Source organism: Pseudoalteromonas sp. L1 (genome assembly GCF_021728095.1).
Taxonomy (GTDB): Bacteria; Pseudomonadota; Gammaproteobacteria; order Enterobacterales; family Alteromonadaceae; genus Pseudoalteromonas.
The window spans coordinates 527,163-547,790 of sequence record NZ_JAKKCT010000003.1; the positions used below are offsets into that span (position 1 = coordinate 527,163).

The 20,628-nt window shown below is 41.2% G+C and carries 26 protein-coding genes; 4 read left to right on the plus strand and 22 right to left on the minus strand.

Translation table 11 applies throughout. The features are described from left to right. Window positions 1-15: 15 nt before the first annotated feature. The 22 genes from L3V38_RS12455 to flgB form a co-directional block, all read right to left on the minus strand. Complete coding sequence (locus tag L3V38_RS12455; protein WP_130151058.1) at window positions 16-405, minus strand: PilZ domain-containing protein; 390 nt, start codon at window positions 403-405, stop codon at window positions 16-18. Further along, on the minus strand, window positions 398-1,390 hold the full coding sequence (locus tag L3V38_RS12460) for a flagellar motor protein MotB (RefSeq protein WP_237119609.1): 993 nt from the start codon (window positions 1,388-1,390) through the stop codon (window positions 398-400). Before L3V38_RS12460 ends, L3V38_RS12455 begins: the two co-directional genes overlap by 8 nt. Next, the gene (gene motA, locus L3V38_RS12465; RefSeq protein ID WP_130151056.1) at window positions 1,391-2,254 is read right to left on the minus strand and encodes a flagellar motor stator protein MotA; all 864 of its coding nucleotides are present in this window, start codon (window positions 2,252-2,254) and stop codon (window positions 1,391-1,393) included. A gap of 18 nt (window positions 2,255-2,272) precedes the next feature. Then, entirely contained in the window at window positions 2,273-2,995 is a 723-nt protein-coding gene (locus L3V38_RS12470; RefSeq protein ID WP_130151055.1) for a FliA/WhiG family RNA polymerase sigma factor, read from the minus strand. A 9-nt stretch (window positions 2,996-3,004) separates the two neighbouring features. After that, window positions 3,005-3,442: a flagellar basal body-associated FliL family protein gene (locus tag L3V38_RS12475; RefSeq protein ID WP_130151054.1), complete on the minus strand. Its 438-nt coding sequence runs from the start codon at window positions 3,440-3,442 to the stop codon at window positions 3,005-3,007. A 16-nt stretch (window positions 3,443-3,458) separates the two neighbouring features. Continuing rightward, complete coding sequence (locus L3V38_RS12480; RefSeq protein WP_237119610.1) at window positions 3,459-4,874, minus strand: flagellar hook-length control protein FliK; 1,416 nt, start codon at window positions 4,872-4,874, stop codon at window positions 3,459-3,461. Further along, window positions 4,874-5,185, minus strand: a complete 312-nt coding sequence (locus tag L3V38_RS12485) for a hypothetical protein (protein ID WP_130151052.1) — start codon at window positions 5,183-5,185, stop codon at window positions 4,874-4,876. The genes L3V38_RS12480 and L3V38_RS12485 overlap by 1 nt, the downstream gene beginning before the upstream one ends. 276 nt (window positions 5,186-5,461) lie before the next feature. Further along, window positions 5,462-5,854, minus strand: coding sequence for a flagellar export chaperone FliS (gene fliS, locus L3V38_RS12490; protein ID WP_062570303.1), 393 nt, complete (start codon window positions 5,852-5,854; stop codon window positions 5,462-5,464). 11 nt (window positions 5,855-5,865) lie between these two features. After that, window positions 5,866-7,158 carry a flagellar filament capping protein FliD gene (gene fliD, locus L3V38_RS12495; RefSeq protein WP_237119611.1) on the minus strand — a complete coding sequence of 431 codons (1,293 nt, stop codon included), beginning with the start codon at window positions 7,156-7,158 and terminating at the stop codon, window positions 5,866-5,868. Between the two features lie 100 nt (window positions 7,159-7,258). Then, the gene (locus L3V38_RS12500; RefSeq protein ID WP_237119612.1) at window positions 7,259-8,098 is read right to left on the minus strand and encodes a flagellin; all 840 of its coding nucleotides are present in this window, start codon (window positions 8,096-8,098) and stop codon (window positions 7,259-7,261) included. A gap of 188 nt (window positions 8,099-8,286) precedes the next feature. Further along, a complete protein-coding gene (locus L3V38_RS12505) occupies window positions 8,287-9,315 on the minus strand; it encodes a flagellin (protein WP_237119613.1) in 1,029 nt (342 codons plus the stop codon). Window positions 9,316-9,339: 24 nt separating this feature from the next. Continuing rightward, window positions 9,340-10,239 (minus strand): flagellar hook-associated protein FlgL, encoded by a 900-nt coding sequence (gene flgL / locus L3V38_RS12510; RefSeq protein WP_237119614.1) that lies wholly within the window; start codon window positions 10,237-10,239, stop codon window positions 9,340-9,342. A gap of 9 nt (window positions 10,240-10,248) precedes the next feature. Continuing rightward, window positions 10,249-11,583: a flagellar hook-associated protein FlgK gene (flgK, locus tag L3V38_RS12515; RefSeq protein WP_237119615.1), complete on the minus strand. Its 1,335-nt coding sequence runs from the start codon at window positions 11,581-11,583 to the stop codon at window positions 10,249-10,251. Between the two features lie 5 nt (window positions 11,584-11,588). Next, window positions 11,589-12,065 (minus strand): rod-binding protein, encoded by a 477-nt coding sequence (locus L3V38_RS12520; RefSeq protein WP_237119616.1) that lies wholly within the window; start codon window positions 12,063-12,065, stop codon window positions 11,589-11,591. Between the two features lie 15 nt (window positions 12,066-12,080). Then, window positions 12,081-13,190 carry a flagellar basal body P-ring protein FlgI gene (locus tag L3V38_RS12525; protein ID WP_237119617.1) on the minus strand — a complete coding sequence of 370 codons (1,110 nt, stop codon included), beginning with the start codon at window positions 13,188-13,190 and terminating at the stop codon, window positions 12,081-12,083. A gap of 9 nt (window positions 13,191-13,199) precedes the next feature. Beyond that, entirely contained in the window at window positions 13,200-13,919 is a 720-nt protein-coding gene (locus L3V38_RS12530) for a flagellar basal body L-ring protein FlgH (protein ID WP_237119618.1), read from the minus strand. A gap of 5 nt (window positions 13,920-13,924) precedes the next feature. Then, window positions 13,925-14,710, minus strand: coding sequence for a flagellar basal-body rod protein FlgG (gene flgG, locus L3V38_RS12535; RefSeq protein ID WP_062570295.1), 786 nt, complete (start codon window positions 14,708-14,710; stop codon window positions 13,925-13,927). A 15-nt stretch (window positions 14,711-14,725) separates the two neighbouring features. Next, entirely contained in the window at window positions 14,726-15,466 is a 741-nt protein-coding gene (gene flgF / locus L3V38_RS12540; protein WP_062570294.1) for a flagellar basal body rod protein FlgF, read from the minus strand. An 11-nt stretch (window positions 15,467-15,477) separates the two neighbouring features. After that, window positions 15,478-16,839, minus strand: coding sequence for a flagellar hook-basal body complex protein (locus tag L3V38_RS12545; RefSeq protein WP_130151044.1), 1,362 nt, complete (start codon window positions 16,837-16,839; stop codon window positions 15,478-15,480). A 17-nt stretch (window positions 16,840-16,856) separates the two neighbouring features. After that, on the minus strand, window positions 16,857-17,513 hold the full coding sequence (locus L3V38_RS12550) for a flagellar hook capping FlgD N-terminal domain-containing protein (RefSeq protein WP_193988435.1): 657 nt from the start codon (window positions 17,511-17,513) through the stop codon (window positions 16,857-16,859). A 4-nt stretch (window positions 17,514-17,517) separates the two neighbouring features. Continuing rightward, a complete protein-coding gene (flgC, locus tag L3V38_RS12555; RefSeq protein WP_062570291.1) occupies window positions 17,518-17,934 on the minus strand; it encodes a flagellar basal body rod protein FlgC in 417 nt (138 codons plus the stop codon). Window positions 17,935-17,936: 2 nt separating this feature from the next. Further along, the gene (flgB, locus tag L3V38_RS12560; RefSeq protein WP_062570290.1) at window positions 17,937-18,308 is read right to left on the minus strand and encodes a flagellar basal body rod protein FlgB; all 372 of its coding nucleotides are present in this window, start codon (window positions 18,306-18,308) and stop codon (window positions 17,937-17,939) included. Window positions 18,309-18,412: 104 nt separating this feature from the next. On the opposite strand from flgB, the gene flgA reads away from it, so the two are divergent. From flgA to L3V38_RS12580, 4 genes are all read left to right on the plus strand, one after another. Beyond that, window positions 18,413-19,174: a flagellar basal body P-ring formation chaperone FlgA gene (gene flgA, locus L3V38_RS12565; RefSeq protein ID WP_237119619.1), complete on the plus strand. Its 762-nt coding sequence runs from the start codon at window positions 18,413-18,415 to the stop codon at window positions 19,172-19,174. Window positions 19,175-19,250: 76 nt separating this feature from the next. Next, window positions 19,251-19,553 carry a flagellar biosynthesis anti-sigma factor FlgM gene (gene flgM, locus L3V38_RS12570; RefSeq protein WP_237119620.1) on the plus strand — a complete coding sequence of 101 codons (303 nt, stop codon included), beginning with the start codon at window positions 19,251-19,253 and terminating at the stop codon, window positions 19,551-19,553. Beyond that, on the plus strand, window positions 19,550-19,978 hold the full coding sequence (gene flgN, locus L3V38_RS12575; RefSeq protein ID WP_228074417.1) for a flagellar export chaperone FlgN: 429 nt from the start codon (window positions 19,550-19,552) through the stop codon (window positions 19,976-19,978). Before flgM ends, flgN begins: the two co-directional genes overlap by 4 nt. Before the next feature lie 90 nt (window positions 19,979-20,068). After that, complete coding sequence (locus tag L3V38_RS12580) at window positions 20,069-20,593, plus strand: hypothetical protein (RefSeq protein WP_237119621.1); 525 nt, start codon at window positions 20,069-20,071, stop codon at window positions 20,591-20,593. Window positions 20,594-20,628: the final 35 nt, after the last annotated feature.

Here is a 20,628-nt window from a genome sequence, read left to right on the forward strand (position 1 = left end):
TATCCAAAAGTGTGGCTATAAAGTCGTTGTGTAATTAGCCTGCTTTTGTAACTCAGCAACTAACTCTATACGCCTTAATTCATCTTTCTTTTGCCATTCAATACCAACAAAGTTCAATTTTTCTGTAACGGGGTGCGTATAACGAATTGTGCCAATAAAAGCATTACTATCATTAAATGCTACACGGACCTTGCCCGGTAACTTATGCTCATTAGGCACCAACATTCCAGCCCCACCTACGCTAATATCTTTAACCACAGCACGGCATATAAAGTAGTTAAACAACCATGAATGATGCAGCTTCACGGCAATGCCACCTTGCTGCATTGCCGCAGGAAGTTGAGTATCTTGCTCACAAAGAGGCCAGCGAGGGTGAGTTCGTTTCGACTCTTCTGACTTATTCATATAACTCCTGAGAGCGTAATACGGGCTGATTTGCTGTTGCAGCACTGGCGGCCTTTTTAACAGGATTATTGATGTTATCCTCAGCGAATAACGCCTCTAACTCTGATTCTGCCTTTTTGGTCAGAATCAGGATTTCGACACGTCTATTCTCACTCGCAAATCTATCTTTTTGATTAATCGGTCTATTAGAAGAAAAAGCATTAACTTGCATAACTTGGTTTGTTGGCATCCCACCTGCGGCCATGATTTTTCTTGCTTGAAATGCACGTGCACCTGATAAGTCCCAGTTATTCGACTGAGTTCCTTTGAATGCACTGGCATCACTGTGACCCGAAATAATGATTTTGTTTTCAATACTTCTGAACAGGCCACCTAAGTGTAAAAATAAGTCTTCAAAAAATGGCGACATCGTTTGCTCTGAACGCGCAAACATTTGATGATTTTTATCATCTTGAATAATCACTCTGAGCCCAGAACTGACTTTTTCAACGTGCAGATTGTTCTGTAATAGCTCTTCTTTGGCTAAATCTTGAAAACTACTTAGCAATAAACTCAGCTCACTCGATGCTGCAAATTCACTGTCTATCACTGAGTTAAGCTTATCGCCTTTACCCGCTAAAGGCGCATGATCGCCTTTAGGTACTTTTAAATATTCACTCATGCCTGGGCGAGGATTATCAGGTGGCAAGCGATTTGATGCTTTATGGTCAACAACAGAAGGAGATCCCCCTAAATCGACAGGAAAAGGGCTATTGCCTGGTTCAAATAATGCGGGGCTGCCATCAAAGATTGAATGTGTGCGCATATAATGAGCAATATCTTTTCGCTCTTGCTCATTGGTAATAGCCATGATCCATAGCACCATGAAGAACGCCATCATCGCTAATGTGAAATCAGCAAAGGCTACTTTCCAAGCACCACTGTGTTTTCCACTCTTTGCTGAGCGGCGACCACGTTTAATAATTACTGGGTTAGAATTATTCATTTAAGCTGCTCGGTTATTGATCCACTGTTCCATCGTGGTAAAAGAAGGTTTACTTTCTTGTGTTATCAGTTTTCGACCAGAGTCAGTCGCCACAATAGCTACATGGCCTTTTGCGTGGGCTACTAACATAGCTCGAACACACTCAAGCATAGTCATTTGTTTCTTAACATACTGCTGCATAGCCGATGACAAAGGTGCCAGTAGGCAGTAACAGCCAAAAATACCAACAAAAGTTCCCACCAGTGCTGCTGCAACGTGATAGCCTATTTCGCTCAAAGGGCCATCTAAGTGCTGCATCGTGATAATAATGCCACCTACCGCTGCTAGAATACCGAAGCCAGGCATTGCTTCGGCAATATCGCCTAATGCATTTGACGGCTTCATTTTTTGCTCTTCAATTGAAAAGATCTCTTGCTCTAACATTGCATCGAAATCATGTGGGCTAATTTTCCCCATACTGTATAGACGAAGGTTGTCACAAATAAATGTTACTAACTCAGGGAAGGCTGTTACCTGTGGGTAGGCTAAAAAAATTGAGCTGGTATCAGGGTTTTCTACATGGTCATCTAACTCTTTAATTCCTTTTAGGCGAGCCAGTTCAAGTAAGGTGTATACCACCATGAGCAAGTCATGATACAAGTCTTTGTTATTTTGATTTTTATTGTCAAAGAATTGATATTTCAACTGACTTAACATTTCAGTTAAAACATGGCGTGAATTACCAACAATAAGCGCCCCTAAGCCCGCACCAAAAATGATTACAAACTCTGCAGGCTGCCACATACTCGCTAAGTTACCACCAGCAATAGCAAAGCCACCTAGTACGGCGGCCAGCACAACGACTAAACCTAATATTCTTTGCATAATTGTTTTCCCGGTTGGTTATTCACTTTGTTGAAGTTTTCTTGTTAAAGATTCTATTGCCAATTTATGTAGTTGGCAGACCCGTGCTTCGGTTAAATCAAGGGCAAGGGCTATTTCTTTCATGTTCATTTCATGGCTGTAGTAAAGATGCAGTAACAACTTGTTTCTTTCTGGTAGGCTGGCGAGTGCTTTTTGTAGCATTAACGCTGTTTCTGTATGTGATAACTGGCTGCCCGCATCAGTAAACGAGTCATCGTGACCGAGCAATGCTTCAAGGCTATCAATTGCTTCAGCTTGACTTGCATAATGCAGTTTCAACAACTGCTCTAAATCAATATCCAATGCTTGGCACAGCTCACTATCACTGGGCTCTCTACCTAGTTGCTTCAATAACTTGCGCGAAGCATCACGCAATTGATGCGACTGCTGCCTTAGTTGTCGTCCTCGCCAATCTATTCGACGAAACTCATCTAGCATCGCGCCACGAATACGCTTAAAAGCAAATGCCGAAAATTGTTCGTCGACATTTCGACCATAACGACGAATTGACGAAAGCAGTGCCACTAAACCTATTTGCTGAATATCGTCCATGTCGACAACAACACCCAATTGCGTTCGCATGTGGGAAGCTGCACGCTTCACTAAGTATGCATACCGTTCGAGTAGTTCACCCTCGGTATGTGTACTCATTAAACCTGCTTGCTGCTCATCCGAAGATGGCCATTGTTGTTCAACTAACATACGCGTTCTCTACTGAATGAAAACATTGGTTATTAATACATCAGCCAATTCAAGCGATGACTTATTAGCCAACACCTTATTAAACTGGCTAAGTAGATCTGTTTGAACTTTCTCTACATCGGTAAATGTGCTTCGCACAGTAGCGTGCTCCATATTCGCAAAATTTTTTACAAGCACATTACGTAGTACTGGCATAAAGGTTTCTGCATCTGTTTCGTTTTGTAAGGTTGGTGCAAAACCAAGGCTCAAATCGAGCACTAAATAACGAGCATATTCATCGTCAGCAACACTGATAATAAAGCGATCCATTGCCATATATTTAACGTCTGGTTTATCAACGGAGGCCACTGGGGCTTGCTCTGCTTTTGATTCTTGAAAATAGCTTGCACCAAAAAAACCAAGTGCTAATAATCCGACAGCAAGTACTGCTAATTGTATTTTTTTCAAAGTTCCACTCCCATTTCTATATCAGTCTATTCAACCAATCTTGTTGCTGCGCTTGCCTAGGCTCAACAGAGGTAGGCAAATCATTTAACTGATTAGCTGCAATATCTTGCTCTTGTGTAAATTCGTGTGTTTGTTTGTGCTGCTGATGTTTATCGCTAATATCAACATCAACAGTACTTTGCTCAGCATTAGTGAGTGATTGGCGAAGTTGCTCAAGCGTTTGTTGCATGGCTTCACGTATTTGTGGATTACTCGCAACAATGTGTACTGTGGTTTTTTCTCCCTCAACACTAATACTTATGTCAATACTGCCTAACTGGGGAGGATCAAGACGGATTTGCGCGCGTTGAACCTGTTGGCCTATTTGCAACTGCACCTTGTCATGCAGCACATTCAGTAAGCGTTGGCCCCATTCACTACTATTTGTCGATAACGACTCAGTTCGCCACTGCTGCACCTGTGTGGCTTGCTCTGAACTGGCAGCAGAAGAAAAAGAAAATGAGCGACTTAATTCTGTCGTCGCAAAATTGGGCTGCTCAAGCGCTGTCTTGACCTTACTGGGCTGTGTTGGGCTTGTTTCCAGCATTAAAGCCGGTCCTACTTTAGTTTCACTTGAGCGCAACGTTTCCAACTCAGCCACAGGGGGCATTTGCGGTTGCTGGCTGCTAAGTGGGTATTCTTTACTCGGCGATACAATAGCCGTATTCAAACTTGATGCATTAAATAAAGGTGCTTGCTTTTTAGTTAACTCAACAGTTTCAATGTTTAATAATTGATTAGCTGCCGGTATAGCTTGAGCACCATTAGGGCTAGGCTGTAGTAACTCTTTAGCGTACGGAGCACTCGTTACTTGTAACTGCTCCTGCTCTGTAGCATTTGCTATCGACTGAGTAGATAAACCATCAAGCAAGGTTTTCGAGGCTGATTCACCCTGTGTAGTAGGGCTTTGCTCATTCACGCGTATTTTTTCTGATATAGCTTCATTTTCAGCAGTAGCCTGCATAGCTGAAGTAAGGCTATTCTGCACAGGAAGCGAGCCTAAAGCTTGTGGTTCTGTAACTCCCTGAGAAGCGGGTTGAATAGGCAGGGCTGAATCAACTTGGTCCATATTGATTTGTTCTTGTTCTGTTGCTTCAGCACCTTGTTGTAGCGATGTTTCAGATAATGCAGTTATATCTGGCGCTAACATGCTTGACTCATTTTCAGCTTTAAACTGTGTATATACGCCTGAGCGCCATTGAGACGGTAGCTCAAATGGCTTTTCTGTCTCTATTTGCTCAAGCTCAGAGCCAAGTTCACTAGTAGATTGTGCGTGTTCTTCATGTTCGGTTAAATCGAATTGGCTTGTTTCAGGGTCAGTAAAGTTTGCTTGCACCTTTTCAGCACCGGCTCTATTCCCTGAAACATGTGGGTGTATGATTAATTCTTTCATTAACGCGCACCATCAGTAAATTGTTTGTATGCAATAATGCCGTCACGATCTTTTTGATGTTGCTGCATACGTGTTTGTAATTCGTTTTTTTGCGCATTAATTAATGCTAGAAAGTGTGAATATTCACCTTTCAACTCACTCACTCTAGACTGCCAACTTGGGTACCAAGGTGCTAACTTTGCCTCATTAAGGATCTGCATTAATTGCTGATCAAAATGACGAATATGTTGCCACTGCTGCTCTTCTATCGCTTTCGCCATAGCTTGCAATAGGGTTTGAATTTTCTGGTCTGTTTGCTGTTTATTCATCATGATCATTTCAATTAAAGCGAGCAGCCGTAAACAATTCAGAGCTGCATTAACACCAGCTTAACGAGCAAAAAGCATTCCAAAACACAAGGCGTTGATATATAAATAAAAAATTAATTTACAACATGCAGAACGGAAGTTTAATTTCCGCTTATCGGAAAGATAGGAAGTAAAGAGGAACTTAAGCGTTTGTTGAGAGTGCTAAGTTACAAAAAAAGCCAGCTAAAAATGCTGGCTTTGGATTCAGAACAAATAACATTACTTATAAATAAGGTGTGATTAAGCAGCTTGAGAGCCTAATCCTGCCCAGCCCTGCTGTAGGTTTTGCATAACTTCACGTACAGATGACAATGCAGATAAATCATTTTGAAGACTTGCAGTCATTAAAGCACCACCACAGTACTCATAAAGCTGCTGCATATTAACAACGACTTCGCCGCCTTTTTCTGTATCTAAAGAGGCATCTAAACCGCCAAGAATACGCATCATCTTTTCAATGCCCTGAGCTTTTTTATCAAAACGCTTTTGCTGTATATGACCAGCTACACGCTCAAGTTCATCTAAAAACCCATCGAATAACATTAAAACTAACTTATGAATATCAGCGCCAGCCGCACGGCTTTCTACTGAAGTATTTTTATAAGCTGAAAAGCCATCATTTAAATCATACATAATTAATACCCTTAAAATTGTCCCATTGATGACTCTAATTTAGAAATCGTTATTTGCATTTGCGTAAATTGTGATAAGTAACGGTTGTAAACCTGCTCCATAGAATATTCATGGCGCTGTTGTTTATCCGTCACTAGGTTTAAACTCGCCTGCAAAGTGTTTTTCTTATCATTAATTAAACCATAACTTTTTGTGTATGGCTCAACACGCTGCTCGAGTTTTGCCATCAAACCATCAGCACCTGTTAACATGTGTGTTAGTTGCTCTGGTTGTGTGGCAATTGCATCTTCTAACTTACCTTTATCAATAGATAGCTTGCCATAACGGTCAAATTCAATACCAATGGAAAATAAGGTTTTCCCTGCAAATTCACCTTGAAAGTCATTACGCAATGAACGCCCTATTCCCGATGCCATAACATCTCTTTTTAACGCATCGTTATCGTTTATTGAGCTTAATAATGTATTGAATTTATCAACAAATTGCTGAATATTCTCAACGCTTTTCTCATTATCTTGTGCGACAGACACTTTAATGGGTGTCTCTCCAGCCTGCTGGGCTTGAGTAAGGTTAATGCTCACACCATCAATAACATTATCTAGTTGGTTACTGGTTGAGGTCACCGTAATATTTGAGTTTGCACCTAGCTTTACAATAGCATCTTGCGCACTGGTTAATTCCTGCTGTGATGCAATCGCATTACTAATATTTGCACCATTTGCATCTGCACCAGGTGTAAATGTTGTTGATACAGTATTTGCAGCACCAGACTCTTCACTGGTCAGCACTAAAAATGTTTCACTCCCTGAGCGCATCAACGTCGCTTTTACGCCACTATTGTCAGCATGATTGTTGATTGCACTGGCCAAGTCAGTAAGCGTTGCCCCCGCAGGCAAACCTGCTAGGTCAACAGAGAAGCTGTCCGTGCCAAGGCTAACAGCCAATTCGCCATCGGTCGATAAGGGTTGGCTTGGATCAAAGCTTAATGCTATCTGGTGTGCTTGTGCTAACTGCTCAACAAAAATATCGTAGTCACCGCTGACTGCATCAGCTGAGGCTGTCACATTCATATTTGTTTCGCTACTAACAGACGCTGTATTAGTAAGCAAACCTGTATCAGGGTCTTGGTAATCTTCTAATGCATCAAAAAAATCTGATAAATCATTCTTAAGCTGAGTAAATGCTTTAATTTGATTATTATATTTTGCATATTGCGTAGATAAAATCTGATCTTTTGCTTGTCGCTCAATTTGCGTGTATTGACTCGCTAAATTAGCGGGATCGATGCTAAGCGCTGATGTCATATTGGCTCTCCAATTAACGATAACGAAAGCACTTTACAAAAAAATGCTTTCGTTATTGAAAAGCACCGCTTAATTGGCGGTGCTTATTATAATGATTAGATTAACGTAGTAGTGAACCAATCATTTGTGTTGTGCTGTTTGCTGTACTTAGTACTGAAATACCAGAGTTCATAAGTAGCTGTTGCTTAGTCATATTTGACGTTTCTTGTGCAAAATCAGCATCCATTAATTGACCCGCAGAAGCTTGCGTGTTCTCTTTCATGTTTGTAACGTTGTTCATTGTGTGCTCAAGGCGGTTCATTGTTGCACCTAGACCAGAACGAGCTGTACCAATTTCATCAATGATAGTGTCAACAAATGCGATTTGAGCTTGAGCTGTTGCTACATCAGTAAACGCTGCTGCGCTACCAATTGCAGTAGTTACGTTGCCAAGCTCAGCTGAGATATCCACACCTAGTGTTTCTGCTGCACTTGCACCTACTTGGAAATCAACTTGACCAGCACCGAATTTACCAGCTGCATCAAGTAGTGTTGTACCGTCACCAAACGACGTGTTATCCATGATGTTAGTTAGCTCTGCGGCAAGAGCTGTGTACTCTGCACTTTGTGCTGTCCATTCACCGGCACCATTTGTGTCACTTGCACCTTGCGTTGCAAGTTCTTTCATACGGTATGCAATATTTGTCATTTCTTCAAACGCGCCTTCAGCTGTTTGCATCATAGACATTGCATTGTTACCGTTATAAAGGCCTGCTTCTTGACCACGAACCTGTGCATTAAGACGTGTCGCGATTTGCAGACCAGCAGCATCATCTTTTGCTGAGTTAATTTTAAAACCAGAACCTAAACGCTCAAGTGCAACAGAAAGATCGTTGTTGCTACGGTTAAGTTGGTTTTGAATAGAAAGTGACGCCATGTTTGATTGAATTGATAAAGCCATTTTTAAATTCTCCTGTGAATTCTATTTATTTAACTTTCATTTATTAAGAGCGACCACCTACTGTGAAAACTAAAATTTTTTTTCTATTTTTTTCATTTATTTTTAAATCTGTTCAAAACCGCCTGTTATTAAAAACGCAACAGCGTGCTTCAAGGCACGCTGTACGAATTTAAAAACTAATTTATCTTTTAAGCTAAAGCGTATTTCACCATACTACGGGTCATGTTTGCTTGTGCTGTTATCACAGCAATATTATCAACATTTGGCGTAAGCATTTTTGATTTTAATGATTGGCTAAGTTGCGTCATTTGCTCACCAGAGACATCTGCACTTTTTTCTATTTGCTGTAATTGGGCTGTAAGCTCACGGTGCTGGGCTTGGATTTGTAATAAATTAGCCTTTAGCTGACGCTGAGCACGATTTATAAAATCTAAATGTGCGCTGACATCTTGCTGTTTTTTTACCGACTCTTCTAGTTGTTCAAGCGGACTGGTGAGCTCTGAAAGTTGGAGTGAAATAGGATTACCCGCTGCAACCCGTACTCCCTGGCCGGTAATGACCCAATTTTCTTTAAGTGCATCACTGTGCTCAGGGGATGTAGTGAACAACAAACGGTTATCGCGGTTCACCTCAACATTTATTTGCTGCTTGGCAAATGCTTCAGCAATCGTATTTAAGTTTTCAGCTTCACTTTGATTAGCCGGTAGCTGTAAATGTACGGCTTTACCGCTTCGTCCTAGCAGCAAATGAATACTTTCATCGTGCGGACGCTGTGATATCAAATCGACTTTACTATTTAACTGACGCACAACTTGAGCATTTGGCTGCTGCACTTTAAGTTGCGAATTTAGACCTGAACTTTGTGCGCTTGCTTGTTGCTGCAGTTGAGTAATTTGCTGCGTCATACTGTGGCTTTGTAAAGCAGAAACCGGTGCACTACTAGGCATTGATTTTAACTGTTGCGCGAGTTTTTCAAGACCTGAATACAACTGTTTTATCGTCATTTCACGATGTTCAACTTGCGCCATCGCTTGGCTCAACTGCCCCTTTTTAGCCCATCGAGATAATACGGCAACTTGGCCTTGTTCAGGAGCTGTATTTTTAGCTGATTGCTTTACATCACTAGCCGACACCGAGCTCAGCTGCTCAACAACAGATGCTTTGCTCGACTTAACTGATTCAATCTGCGTTGGCTTCTCGCTACCTTGAACAAGCATGATTAATTATTCCTTAAACAATAACTACTTAATATATGAAAACAATGATAGCTGTGTAACATTTGCATACACTTGCATCGAAGACTCATAAGCGGCCATTGATTCGTTCATGCGAATATAGGCTTCAGGGTAGTCAACTGCACTAATGTCATCACGCAGGTTAGTCGTAAACGTATTGATGTCTTGGTTGCTGGTTGCCAACGAATCCATTGATGCCATCGTGCCACCGATCACTGTTATTTCGCCGGTAATATGCCCTAAGTAATCAGATAAATTATTAATCATAGTGCGTGACTCATTACCAACACCTGCAGCAGGTGGGTTGTCAATTAAATCCAAATAATCTTTCATGGCGTTTAAAAAATCAGCATTAGGGTCTAAATCACTACCGATAATATTTGTTAATACGCTAGAGTCTGGTGACACTGCCACTTCGCGAATACGTTCATCACCGTTATAAATGTAATCTCCCGCTGCATCTTGAATAAAAGGCTTATTATTGGTTTCGCTACCAGAAAATAAATAGCGCCCTTCGCCATCCTGAGCATTCATTAAATCGAGCATTCCTTGAAAAATCACCCGCATTTCTTGTCCAAGTGCTTTTAATTGCTCAGTGCCCATTGAACCATCTGCCGCAGTCGTAATGAGCTCTTGTAATGAGTAGCTTTGATTTACAATGCCTGTTAGCTGTACTTCTTGCTGGCCTAAAGCGTAATTGACTGCATCCATGTTGCTTTGATATTGCGATAAAGACTCGATTTCACTTTCAAGCTTTAGCAACATAACGGCACCTAAAGGGTCATCCGATGGTTTCGAAATACGCTCATTGGTCGACAATTGAACTGATGCTTTATTAAATTCTGCAGTGTTATGCTGGATATTTTTAATTGAATTAAGATGAAATTGGTGACTACTAATACGCATGACTCACTCCTAAAACATGGTTAGTAAAGTATTGAATACTTGATCAGCCGTAGTAATCACTTTGGCATTCGCGCTGTACATTTGCTGAAAATGCAGCAAATTAGCAGCTTCTTCATCTAGGTTTACGCCGCTTCGGCTATCTCGAGCAAGTACCGCATTGCTATTTAACACTTCCGAGGTTGTCGCACTGTTTTGATTTTGTTTACTTGCAATCCCCAAATCCCCAACCAACACAGAGAAGTCATCATCATTACTTTGAATAGCCGCAATAATATTGGCGACATTGGCGTTATCGCCACGCCCGCCTGCTGCAACCCAATTTCCTCCAGCATCAAACTCCCCCCCTATTAACGCAATTTTTTCTGGGGTAATTGCAGGATTAACTTCGATTGACGATAGAGGGTTTGCAACGTTGTAAGTAAATAAAGGAATACCAGCATCACCATTTAAGTCAAACCCTTCAGATAAAGCAGTATTCACATCATCGGCAAAGTCTTTGACCAAATCACTTAGTTTTTCAAGTGTTGGTTGAATAACTTGCAAGTCGGCACTAATTAAGCCACCAAACTTACCACCGACTTGGTCATTAAGTGTAAATGATTGTCCCTTTAATGACGTGCTAACCTCAGTTCCCGCAACTGACACTGTTGCAGCAGAAGTTCCAATAACTAAAGGCGCGCCACTTAGAGTGCTAATATCAAGGCTGCCATCATCACGTTCAGTGATGGCAATGCCTATTTGCGATGATAGTTCTGTTATTAATTGTTCGCGCTTGTCTTTGAGTTCTGCGGTAGGCTGCTTATTTGCTATAGCTTGCACTATATTCTGATTCACGTCCGCGATCTGTTGAGCTGTTGAACTAGTATTACTTGCTAGGTTCGTCATCTCTAGGCTCAATTTATCTATTTGTGCCGAAAGCGCGCCATTCATTTGTGCTAAGTCTTGTATCAACCCTTCAGATGAAGAAATAATTTGCTGTCTATATGCATTTGAATCAGGGCTACTTGCCGCAGCATTAAAGGCATTTGTTATCTGCCCAACAGCATCATTAAAATTTAACGAGTCTGTACCAACAATTTCTTCTACATAACCTAAATATGTTTGCTTGCTTTGATAATAAGACAAGTCAGACTGCGTGCGCCAAATATCATCATTTAAAAATGCATCGACAATACGATCGACTGAATTAACATAAACACCGCCTAACGGCGAGTTGCTCGTAGCAAAACTTGCAGCTTGACGTGAGTAGCCATCAACCGCTGCATTTGCAACATTTTGACCTGCAACCGTCATAGCGACATTAGCCGCATTTAAGCCACTCATGGCGTTACTTATCATTGACATAGCAATTACCTAATCGGAATAATATTAAGTGATTGAGCGAATGCAGGGCCACTTAAACGCTCAACAGGCGCAGGCGCTGCCTCAACTTCATTCACCTCTTTACTATGTTCAGCGACAACTTGTGCCATTTCCTTAAATTTATTTTCAACCGGTGTAAACTTTTCGCTAAATTGACGAACGATTGCCTCAGCTAAACCTAACTGGTTATTTGCAGCTAGCTCCTGAGCTGTTTGGGCATCATACATATCACGAAATTGCTGTTGCTCTTTGCTTGCAAAAAAGCCATTTTGTGATGACACGGCCTCGGTTGCAGCATGCATGTTTTTCAAAACCAACTGCAAGAAAATAGCTTCAAATTGCTCCGCAGCCTTTTGAATTCCTTCCTCTTGCGTATTATTAGCTATAAGCTGCTGAACTTGACCAGGATCGATAGCAAGCGATTGTAAGGTATTAAAATCCGGCTTGGTTAACTCAATAGTCACTGTATTGACCCCTTATTAAATCACGAGTAGTTCAGCTTCTAAGGCTCCAGCCTTATCAAGCGCAATTAGAATTGACATTAACTCACTCGGTGTAGCACCAAGCGCATTAATTGCTTTTACAATTTCATCCAGCGAAGTCCCTGTCGGCATCAGTAACATGCCATTGTGTTGCTCCTGCACATCGATATTACTCGATTGCAATGGCATCGTTCTGCCATTCGAAAATGCGTTAGGCTGTGAAGCCCCTTCCATTTCAGTTATCGTAATGGTCAAGTTGCCATGACTTACCGCAGCTTGGTTCACTTTTACCAACTCGTTCATCACGACCGTACCAGTACGACTATTAAAAATAACACGTGGCTGTTTAGAGCCTTGTTCTACACGAATGTCTTGAAGCATTGACATGAAAGTGTTGCGGCTATCAGGGTCAATTGGCGCACTGACTTTTAAACGCCCCCAGTTTTCAGCACTTGCAACCGATGGCCCAAAAACTTTATTGATCGCTTTAACAATGTTTCGAGCGGTTTGGTAATTGGGTTCTTTTAAATTCAAAATTACATCAGGTTGCAACTTGAACATATCAGCCGTGTTACGTTCAATGATCGCACCGTCAGGAATAATCCCCGACGTGGGGACGTTTACTGTGACAGATGAACCATTACGGCCACTGGCATTTGTACCACCTACAACAAGGTTACCTTGCGCCAGTGCATATACTTTGCCATCAATGCCCTTTAAAGGAGTAAGCATTAAACTCCCCCCATGAAGGCTTTTGGCGTCCCCTAAAGAGTTAACCGTTACATCAATTGCTTGGCCAGGGTTGGCCATAGGAGGAAGTGTTGCATGCACAGCAACCGCTGCGATATTCTTCGATTTAGGCAGACGGCTTTCATCCATTGTGACGCCGAACTGTTTAAGCATATTATTCAAAGATTGCGCAGAAAACTTTACTTGTGCCTTATCGCCTGAGCCAGCTAGACCAACCACTAAGCCGTAGCCTACAAGCTGATTGTCTCTTACTCCTAATACATCAACCAGCTCAAGAAGCTGGCGTGAAGACGGCTCTGCTCGAACTGGCGTAAAGCAACTACTAAGAACAAGCAATAGTAAAAGTATCTGTTTCATATCTACGCTCTAAAATGGGTTTAAATAACGGCTAAATAAAGAAGTAAACCAACCTGGGCTTGATGCATCGGCTAGTGTGCCGCTACCTGTATAGCTAATTTGTGCTTCGGCAACTCTTAATGATGAAATGCGGTTAGCTACGTCAATATCATCTGGGCGAACGAGGCCTTCCATTTCAATGTATTCATCACCTTGATTTAGCTGAATCTGTTTGCGTCCTTTAATCACTAATGTGCCATTTGAAAGCACATGAATAACGCGCACTGTGATTGCACCGCTTAAAAAGTTTTGCTGACTTGCGCTACTACCACCATCAAATTCAGTGCTTGAACCTATTCCTAAATTAAAATCAGCGACATTCAAGTTACCCGCTAAAGGCACCGACACATCAACATCAGTATTTTTTTCTAAGTTACTATCAGCACTTTTGCTCGACTGTGTGCGCTCATTTAAAACAACCGTTAAAATGTCACCCACTCTATAAGCACGTTTATCGGAATACAGAGAAAACATATAGCTGTCACTGTAAAGGCTACCGTTTTCATAATTTAAGCCTACTTGATACGCATCTTTAGCGACTTCATAGTCTTCGCGTGCTCTGGATTGTTTTTGAATCGGGCACTTGGGTTCACCATGAACAACTTTACATTGCACATATTGTTCATGATCGGTATTGCTACACCCTGCTAGCAGCATAACCAATAAAACAGTAGCACTTAACTTAATCATAGCAATCACACATTCTGATTAATGAAACGCAACATTTCGTCAGCTGCAGATACGACCTTAGCGTTCATTTCGTACGCGCGCTGTACCGCAATCATACTTACCATTTCATCAACAACACTGACATTCGAACCTTCAATGGTAAATTGCTGTAATTCACCAAATGCTTCTTCACCTGGCACACCTTCAATGGCTTCACCTGAGGCTGCTGTTTCACGGTAAAGATTACCACCTAAGCTCTCTAGGCCAGCAGGGTTTGCAAAATTAACCGTTAGTAACTGACCCAATTCAATTGGCTCAACGCCATTATCAACAACTGCACTCACTGTACCATCGCGACCGATAGTGACTTTAGTTGTCCCCTCTGGTAGGGCGATATTTTGCGCAAGCGGTAAGCCGTTACCATTTACCAATAAAGACTCTGAATTTAATTGGAATTGACCATTGCGCGTGTAAAGTAGCTCACCATCTGGGCTTTCAATTTGAAAAAAGCCTTGCCCTGCAATCGCAACATCTAATTGATTGCTGCTTGTCTCAAAGCTTCCTTCAGTAAATTGCTTTTGCGTACCATTAATACGCACCCCAGTTCCCACCTGAATACCCGACGGTAACTGATTCAAGTCATCTGCTTGTGCGCCTGGTTGCTTCTGTACTTGGTAGAATAGGTCTTCAAATACGGCACGGTCTTTTTTGAAACCAGCCGTGCTCACATTCGCTAAGTTGTTTGAAATTGTGGTCATACGCAAGTCTTGCGCTGCTAACCCTGTTTTACTTACCCATAATGCTGAATTCATTATTCACTCCACATCCTAACCGCGACCGCTAACCAGCTTATTACCACTGTTTGCCAGTTCATCAGCTGCTTTCATCATGTTGATATTCATTTCAAATTGGCGGCTAATATTCATTGTTTTAATCATTTCTTGAACCGCATTCACATTCGACCCTTCCAGTACACCTGTACGCAAACGAATAGCTTCATCCATGTCTAGCGGCTCGAGGTTCTCAGCACGAAATAAACCATCACGCCCTTTAACCATCACCGCACCTTCATCACCGGTACTAGCAAGTTTAATTTGTGCTTCTTCAGCGATAACACCACCACCGAGCGGAACCACATTAATGATACCGTCAGGAGCAATTTCTAACTCTGCAAAATCCCCTAACTGAATATCACCGATATTGCTTTGCACACGGCGATTGTTTACGGTTAAGAAACCATCTGCATCAATTTCAAGGTTGCCAGAGCGCGTATAAGCAGGTTCGCCATTGTCATCAATCACTTCTAAAAAACCACCATCGCTAAGAGCAACATCCAGTTTTCTGCCAGTGTCCATCATAGGACCCGCTGATAAATCGGTAGTGACTGGCAACATTTGTGCGTGATAACGAGTGCGAAACCCACTGCCTGTAACTTGCATTGATTGCGCTTGCTCTAAATCAGCCTTAAAACCTGCGGTGCTTACATTGGCTAAGTTATTGGCTGTTACTTTTAAGGCTGTATTGTTTAGTTCAGCCCCTGAGACAGCGGTATAAATTAACTTTTCCATAAGATGAAACCTTAAGTATTACTAAATAAAATTTGCATCATTTCATCAGCACTACTGATGGTTTTCGCATTTGCTTGGTAGTTCTGTTGGAACGACATTAAGCCGACTAACTGCTCACTGATATCAACATTAGAGCCAACATACGCACCTGCGATTAATCCGCCAACTGTGCCACTATCTGGCTCACTGTATGAGGCACCTCCAGAGTCACGGGTTTCATACCAAACCGTATTATCACCCGCTTCTAAACCATTTGTGTTTGCAAACGAAGCAAGTACAACCTGCCCTTGAAGCTTAGATTCTCCGTTAGTGAATGTGGCGAAAATTTTGCCATCTTCTTCAACTGATAAACCTGAGAAAGTGCCTGCTGAATAGCCACTGGCATCATTTTCAAGAATATTAAAATTAGTACCAAACTGCGTTGTTTTTGCCATATCCAGCGTTAAAGACATTGGCGCAGCACCGCCACCAACAGGGAAAGTCATGGTAATTTCACGTTGACTATAAGGGTCAAGAACGTTGTCATCTTCTTGTGCTGGCGGCGCAGGAGGCGTAAAGCCTGGATCAAGCGGTTGCATTTGCCCATCGGCATCAAAGGTAATATTAACAACACCTGCTGTGACAACATTGCCATCTACAACAACATCCTGAGTATCAGTCACAGCCCCTGCGGGGGTACCAAGTGCACTTGCAGGTAGTGGTGAACCATCCATAAAGTACATTACTTGCCATTGGTTATCAGCTGTATGATTGAAGTATTGAGTCAATACATGACTGTTACCTTGCGAATCGAATACTTCTGTTAACTGTGAAAAGTTATACTGTGTGCCATCGGTAGGATCAAAATTATTCGGTGCTACAGGATAAGAAATAATGTCGCTGGCTGAGCTTAAGTTGCCATGAAAATCGATTGCATCAGTTGCGACAGCTGGAATGTTCGCACCTTGTACTTTAAGGTCCGTTAACACACCTGGGATGATCTCAGCTTCGCCAGCCGCATCAGCATCACTCACGCCATAACCTTGCAGCTTTGCCCCATTTGCATTAACAATATTAAGCTCGTTATCTAGGGTAAATTGCCCTGCTTGCGTATAAGCAATACGGTTACCTTCAGAGATAGCAAAAAAACCTTGACCATCAATTGCAATATCGAGTGCGTTACCTGTTCTAACAATATCACCACCAGTTACAAAGTCTTCTTTGATATCTGAAACACGCACACCACCACGACTACCACCATTATAAACTGCGGCAAATTCTGTATTACCGGTTTTATAACCAGAAGTTGATGAGTTAGCGATATTATTACTTGTTACTTCTAACCCTGTTTGAGTGCTTTTAAGGCCGCTTAAACCTATATTAAACATAGACATAATTATTCCTCTTTAGTCTAGGCAACTTGATTAATATCGGTTAAGGCAAAATTACCTAAGCCATCAACTTGCAATAAAATATCGTCGCTGCTGCTACCCACAGAGACGCGCTCTACTTCACCATTTAGCCAAGGTGTCAGGCGTTGTGAAACACCATTGGTTGTCGAAAAAGCATTAATCGAATAGCCACCCGCATCTTGTTCATCAAATTCAAAATTCAAAGAACCCACACCACTGTATGCCAACTGTTTTTCTTCAACTAACTGGCCATTACTGTCATAAAGTTGCACAGTGACTGAATCAGCAGGTGTTGATAAGTTAACAAGACCCGACACTTTACCCTCTTTTTCTAAGGCAACCACATCCGCTGGCACTGTCACTGTTTCACCAACTAAGTTAGTCGCTTCAAGGACTAACATACTGCTACTGTTATCTAAACTCGCGCTGGTGTTATTTTTTATACTTTGCAATGATTCAACATTTGAGAATTCAGCTAGTTGGCTAACGTATTCGGTTCCGTCCATAGGTTGTAACGGATTCTGATTACTGATCTGTGCCACCAGCAACTCTAAAAACATGGTCGACATTTCTTCTGCCGAGTTAACATTCCCTGAAATACTTGAGCTTACATTGGCAGCATTGTTATTGCTTTGTGTGGTATTTGCGATATCCATGGTGCTACTGTCCTAATTTAAGAATGCTTTGCTGCATGCTGTTAACACGCGACATAACATCAACGGATGTTTGATAACTACGACTTGCTGACATCATGTCTGCCATTTCTTCAAGTACATTGACGTTTGAATAAAAGACATAGCCATCATCATTGGCAAGTGGGTTGTTAGGCTCATAACGTTGCTCAACAGTACGATTAGACTCTGTCACACCCATGGTATTGACAGCAGCTGCCACATTTTGCTGATCAAAAGAGTCTTTATACATGGCAGAAAAAACCGGCTTAAGCGCCTTATACGCGCCCTCTTCGGTAGACGCCGCCGTGTCAGCATTAGCAAGGTTAGAAGCAATGGTATCTAAGCGCATGACTTGAGCACGCATTGCACTGCCACTAATGTCATAAATAGAATTAAAAGACATTATTAATTTCCTTTGATTACTTTATGCAGGCCACTGATTTTCATGTTTAGAAAGGTCATACTGGTCTGAAAATCCATACTGTTGTTAGAGAATTTTGCCTGCTCGACATTGAGCTCTACGGTATTACCGTCACTGGATGCTTGATACGGCACACGATACATCAGCTCATTGGCAGTAATTCCCGCAAAGCCTACATCATTGTTATGCTCCATACTCGCTGCGACATCGCCCAAAATTTGCTGGTAATCCACATCTCTTGCTTTAAAATTTGGGGTATCGACATTTGCTAGGTTACTTGCGATAACCTCAGCTCTGTCTATTCTCAACTGCATAGCAAATGGGTGTACGCCTAACGCTTTATCAAATAATGCCATTGTTGCCTCAACTGACTACGTCTTGTATGCTCGTTTGCACATTTTGAATTCGGTATAAGGCTATTAACAACCTTTATGCCAAATTTTATAAGACATATTTTTCAATGAGTTACTGTAACAAATTCAATCTAAGGCACGTAAAAGCGGAAGCAATACTTCCGATACGGAATGGTGCTTTTTTCCTCTTTTTTGGAATTATTTCCTTATTATTTTCAGCTAATGTCTTAGCAAGCAATTTTCAAAAAGAGATTAAACAGTATATAAATAGCGAAATAACTCATTACTTAGGCAGCATAAACAAGCAAGGTCAGCAAAAAAAAATTGCGTTATACATTCCAGCTGCAGCAAAAGAGCTTAGCTGTGATCAGTTATCAATAAACAGGGTAAAACCCAATTCCATTCCCGCAGGTAGAATTCGTCTGACCGTCAGCTGTGCAGATCCCATTTGGCAATTTAGAGCCACCGCAAAAGTTGATCTGTGGCTCAATTTAGTCGTTGCTAAACGTGACTTACAACGCGGCGAAGTGTTAAGCAATGAGTTACTAAACTATGACTCCATTAACATTGCAAAACACGTTTACGGTATGGAAACGAGCACAAATGAATTGATTGGAATGACAGTTAAAAGAAACATCAAGCAAGGCGATTTAGTCACTCGCAGACAGCTCGAAAATAACTACCTAGTCAATAAAGAGCAGCATATAAAACTTCTCATCAGCACAAGCTCCTTTACTGCAAGTGTAAAAGCAATTGCACTTGAGGAAGGGATTAAAGGCCAAATGATCAAAGTAAAAAACCTCAGTTCTGGTAAAATTGTTGAAGGCCAAGTGATTGATAAAGGGGTTGTAAAAGCAACACTTTTATAAATTTAAAAATAAATTTAAGAAATCGATAAATTGGGTCGCTTTACAAAATTAGTAGAAAATTAATTGGGGATTGATAATGAACATAAACAACAAAGGTAGCAGTAGTCATGTTGAGCAAGCTGCAAAAGTGAACAACTTTATTGATTCGGGCAGTCAAGATATCAGTAAAAAATCTCACACAGCGGCAAACAAGCAAGCAAGCGCAGAGCAAATTAGTTCGCTTAGTAAAACAATCGATAATACCTTTGAAGACTTAGCGTCAAAGCCTGATGTTGACTTTGAAAAAGTAGCAAAAGTAAAAGCCGCTATTGCGAATGGTGAGCTGTCACTTGACCAAGATACATTAATCAATGCCCTACTAGAGTTTCATAAAAAATGACCATAAACAGCATTAAGCAGTTTATTGAAAGCCTACAACACGATGTACGCAAGCTTGATTCACTCATTAGTGCACTTGAACAACAGTATGTGCTTCTAAGCGAACGAGATACAACATTACAACAGCACAACGCCAAGATGTCTGCTGTTTTACAATCTTTAGATAAAAACCATCTAAGCCGTGATAGCTATTTACAAAGTTTAGGGCTTGCACAAGGTAAAGAAGGCTTAATGATGTTAGTTGAAAAGTTGCCAAAAGAAATCAAACAAACAACACAAACATTAATGCAGCAGTTAGTCATTAAATCAAAGCACTGTCAGGCACTTAACGAACGCTCAGGTTTATTATTAGCCAGACAAAAACAGTTACTGCACAGACTAACAGGCACACAAAGCAAAACCGCTTACCCTGAATCACCTTTTTAATTTTTATGCCTCCCCTAGCATCACATCAGTTTATTGGTGTGGTGCTTTCTATTTTAAAAAAGCTAATCTAGATTTATAAGTTAGAATTAGATGACGTTTAAATTAATATTTTCACACCTAAGTTTAATGAGATATTTACTTTTCATATTAAGCACTTTTTTATTTGGCTGCAGTTCAAGTAATAATACTTTGCATAATAATGACTTGCTCGATTCCTTCAATAAATATAAATCCCTGTACGGCACCCCTAGAGAGCAAACTTTACTAAAAAAAGAGCTCTGGGAGGCTTTAGTGGAAGCAAGATCCATAACTGATAAAACAGCATTTGTTGATCCTCTAGCAAAATTCCCCACAGAAATTACCAAAATAATTGATACTAAAGAGTCAATTGATGATAAAGATGGGTGTTTATTAGTAAGCGGTACCAATACCAGCGGAGTCCCTCTTGATTACTACATTTCATTTAATCGAGAAGACAATCGTTGGATAATAAATAAGGTCACCGCCAAGTATTTTCTCGATGGTTCTGAGCGATACCTTGAAAAAGCGGTGTGTGATGAACAAGAAAGAATGAATTTATGGCTTGAATCAATGGAGAGTAGAGATAACTCATAACAACGAAAGTGATTAAACGAGATGAAGTTACGGAA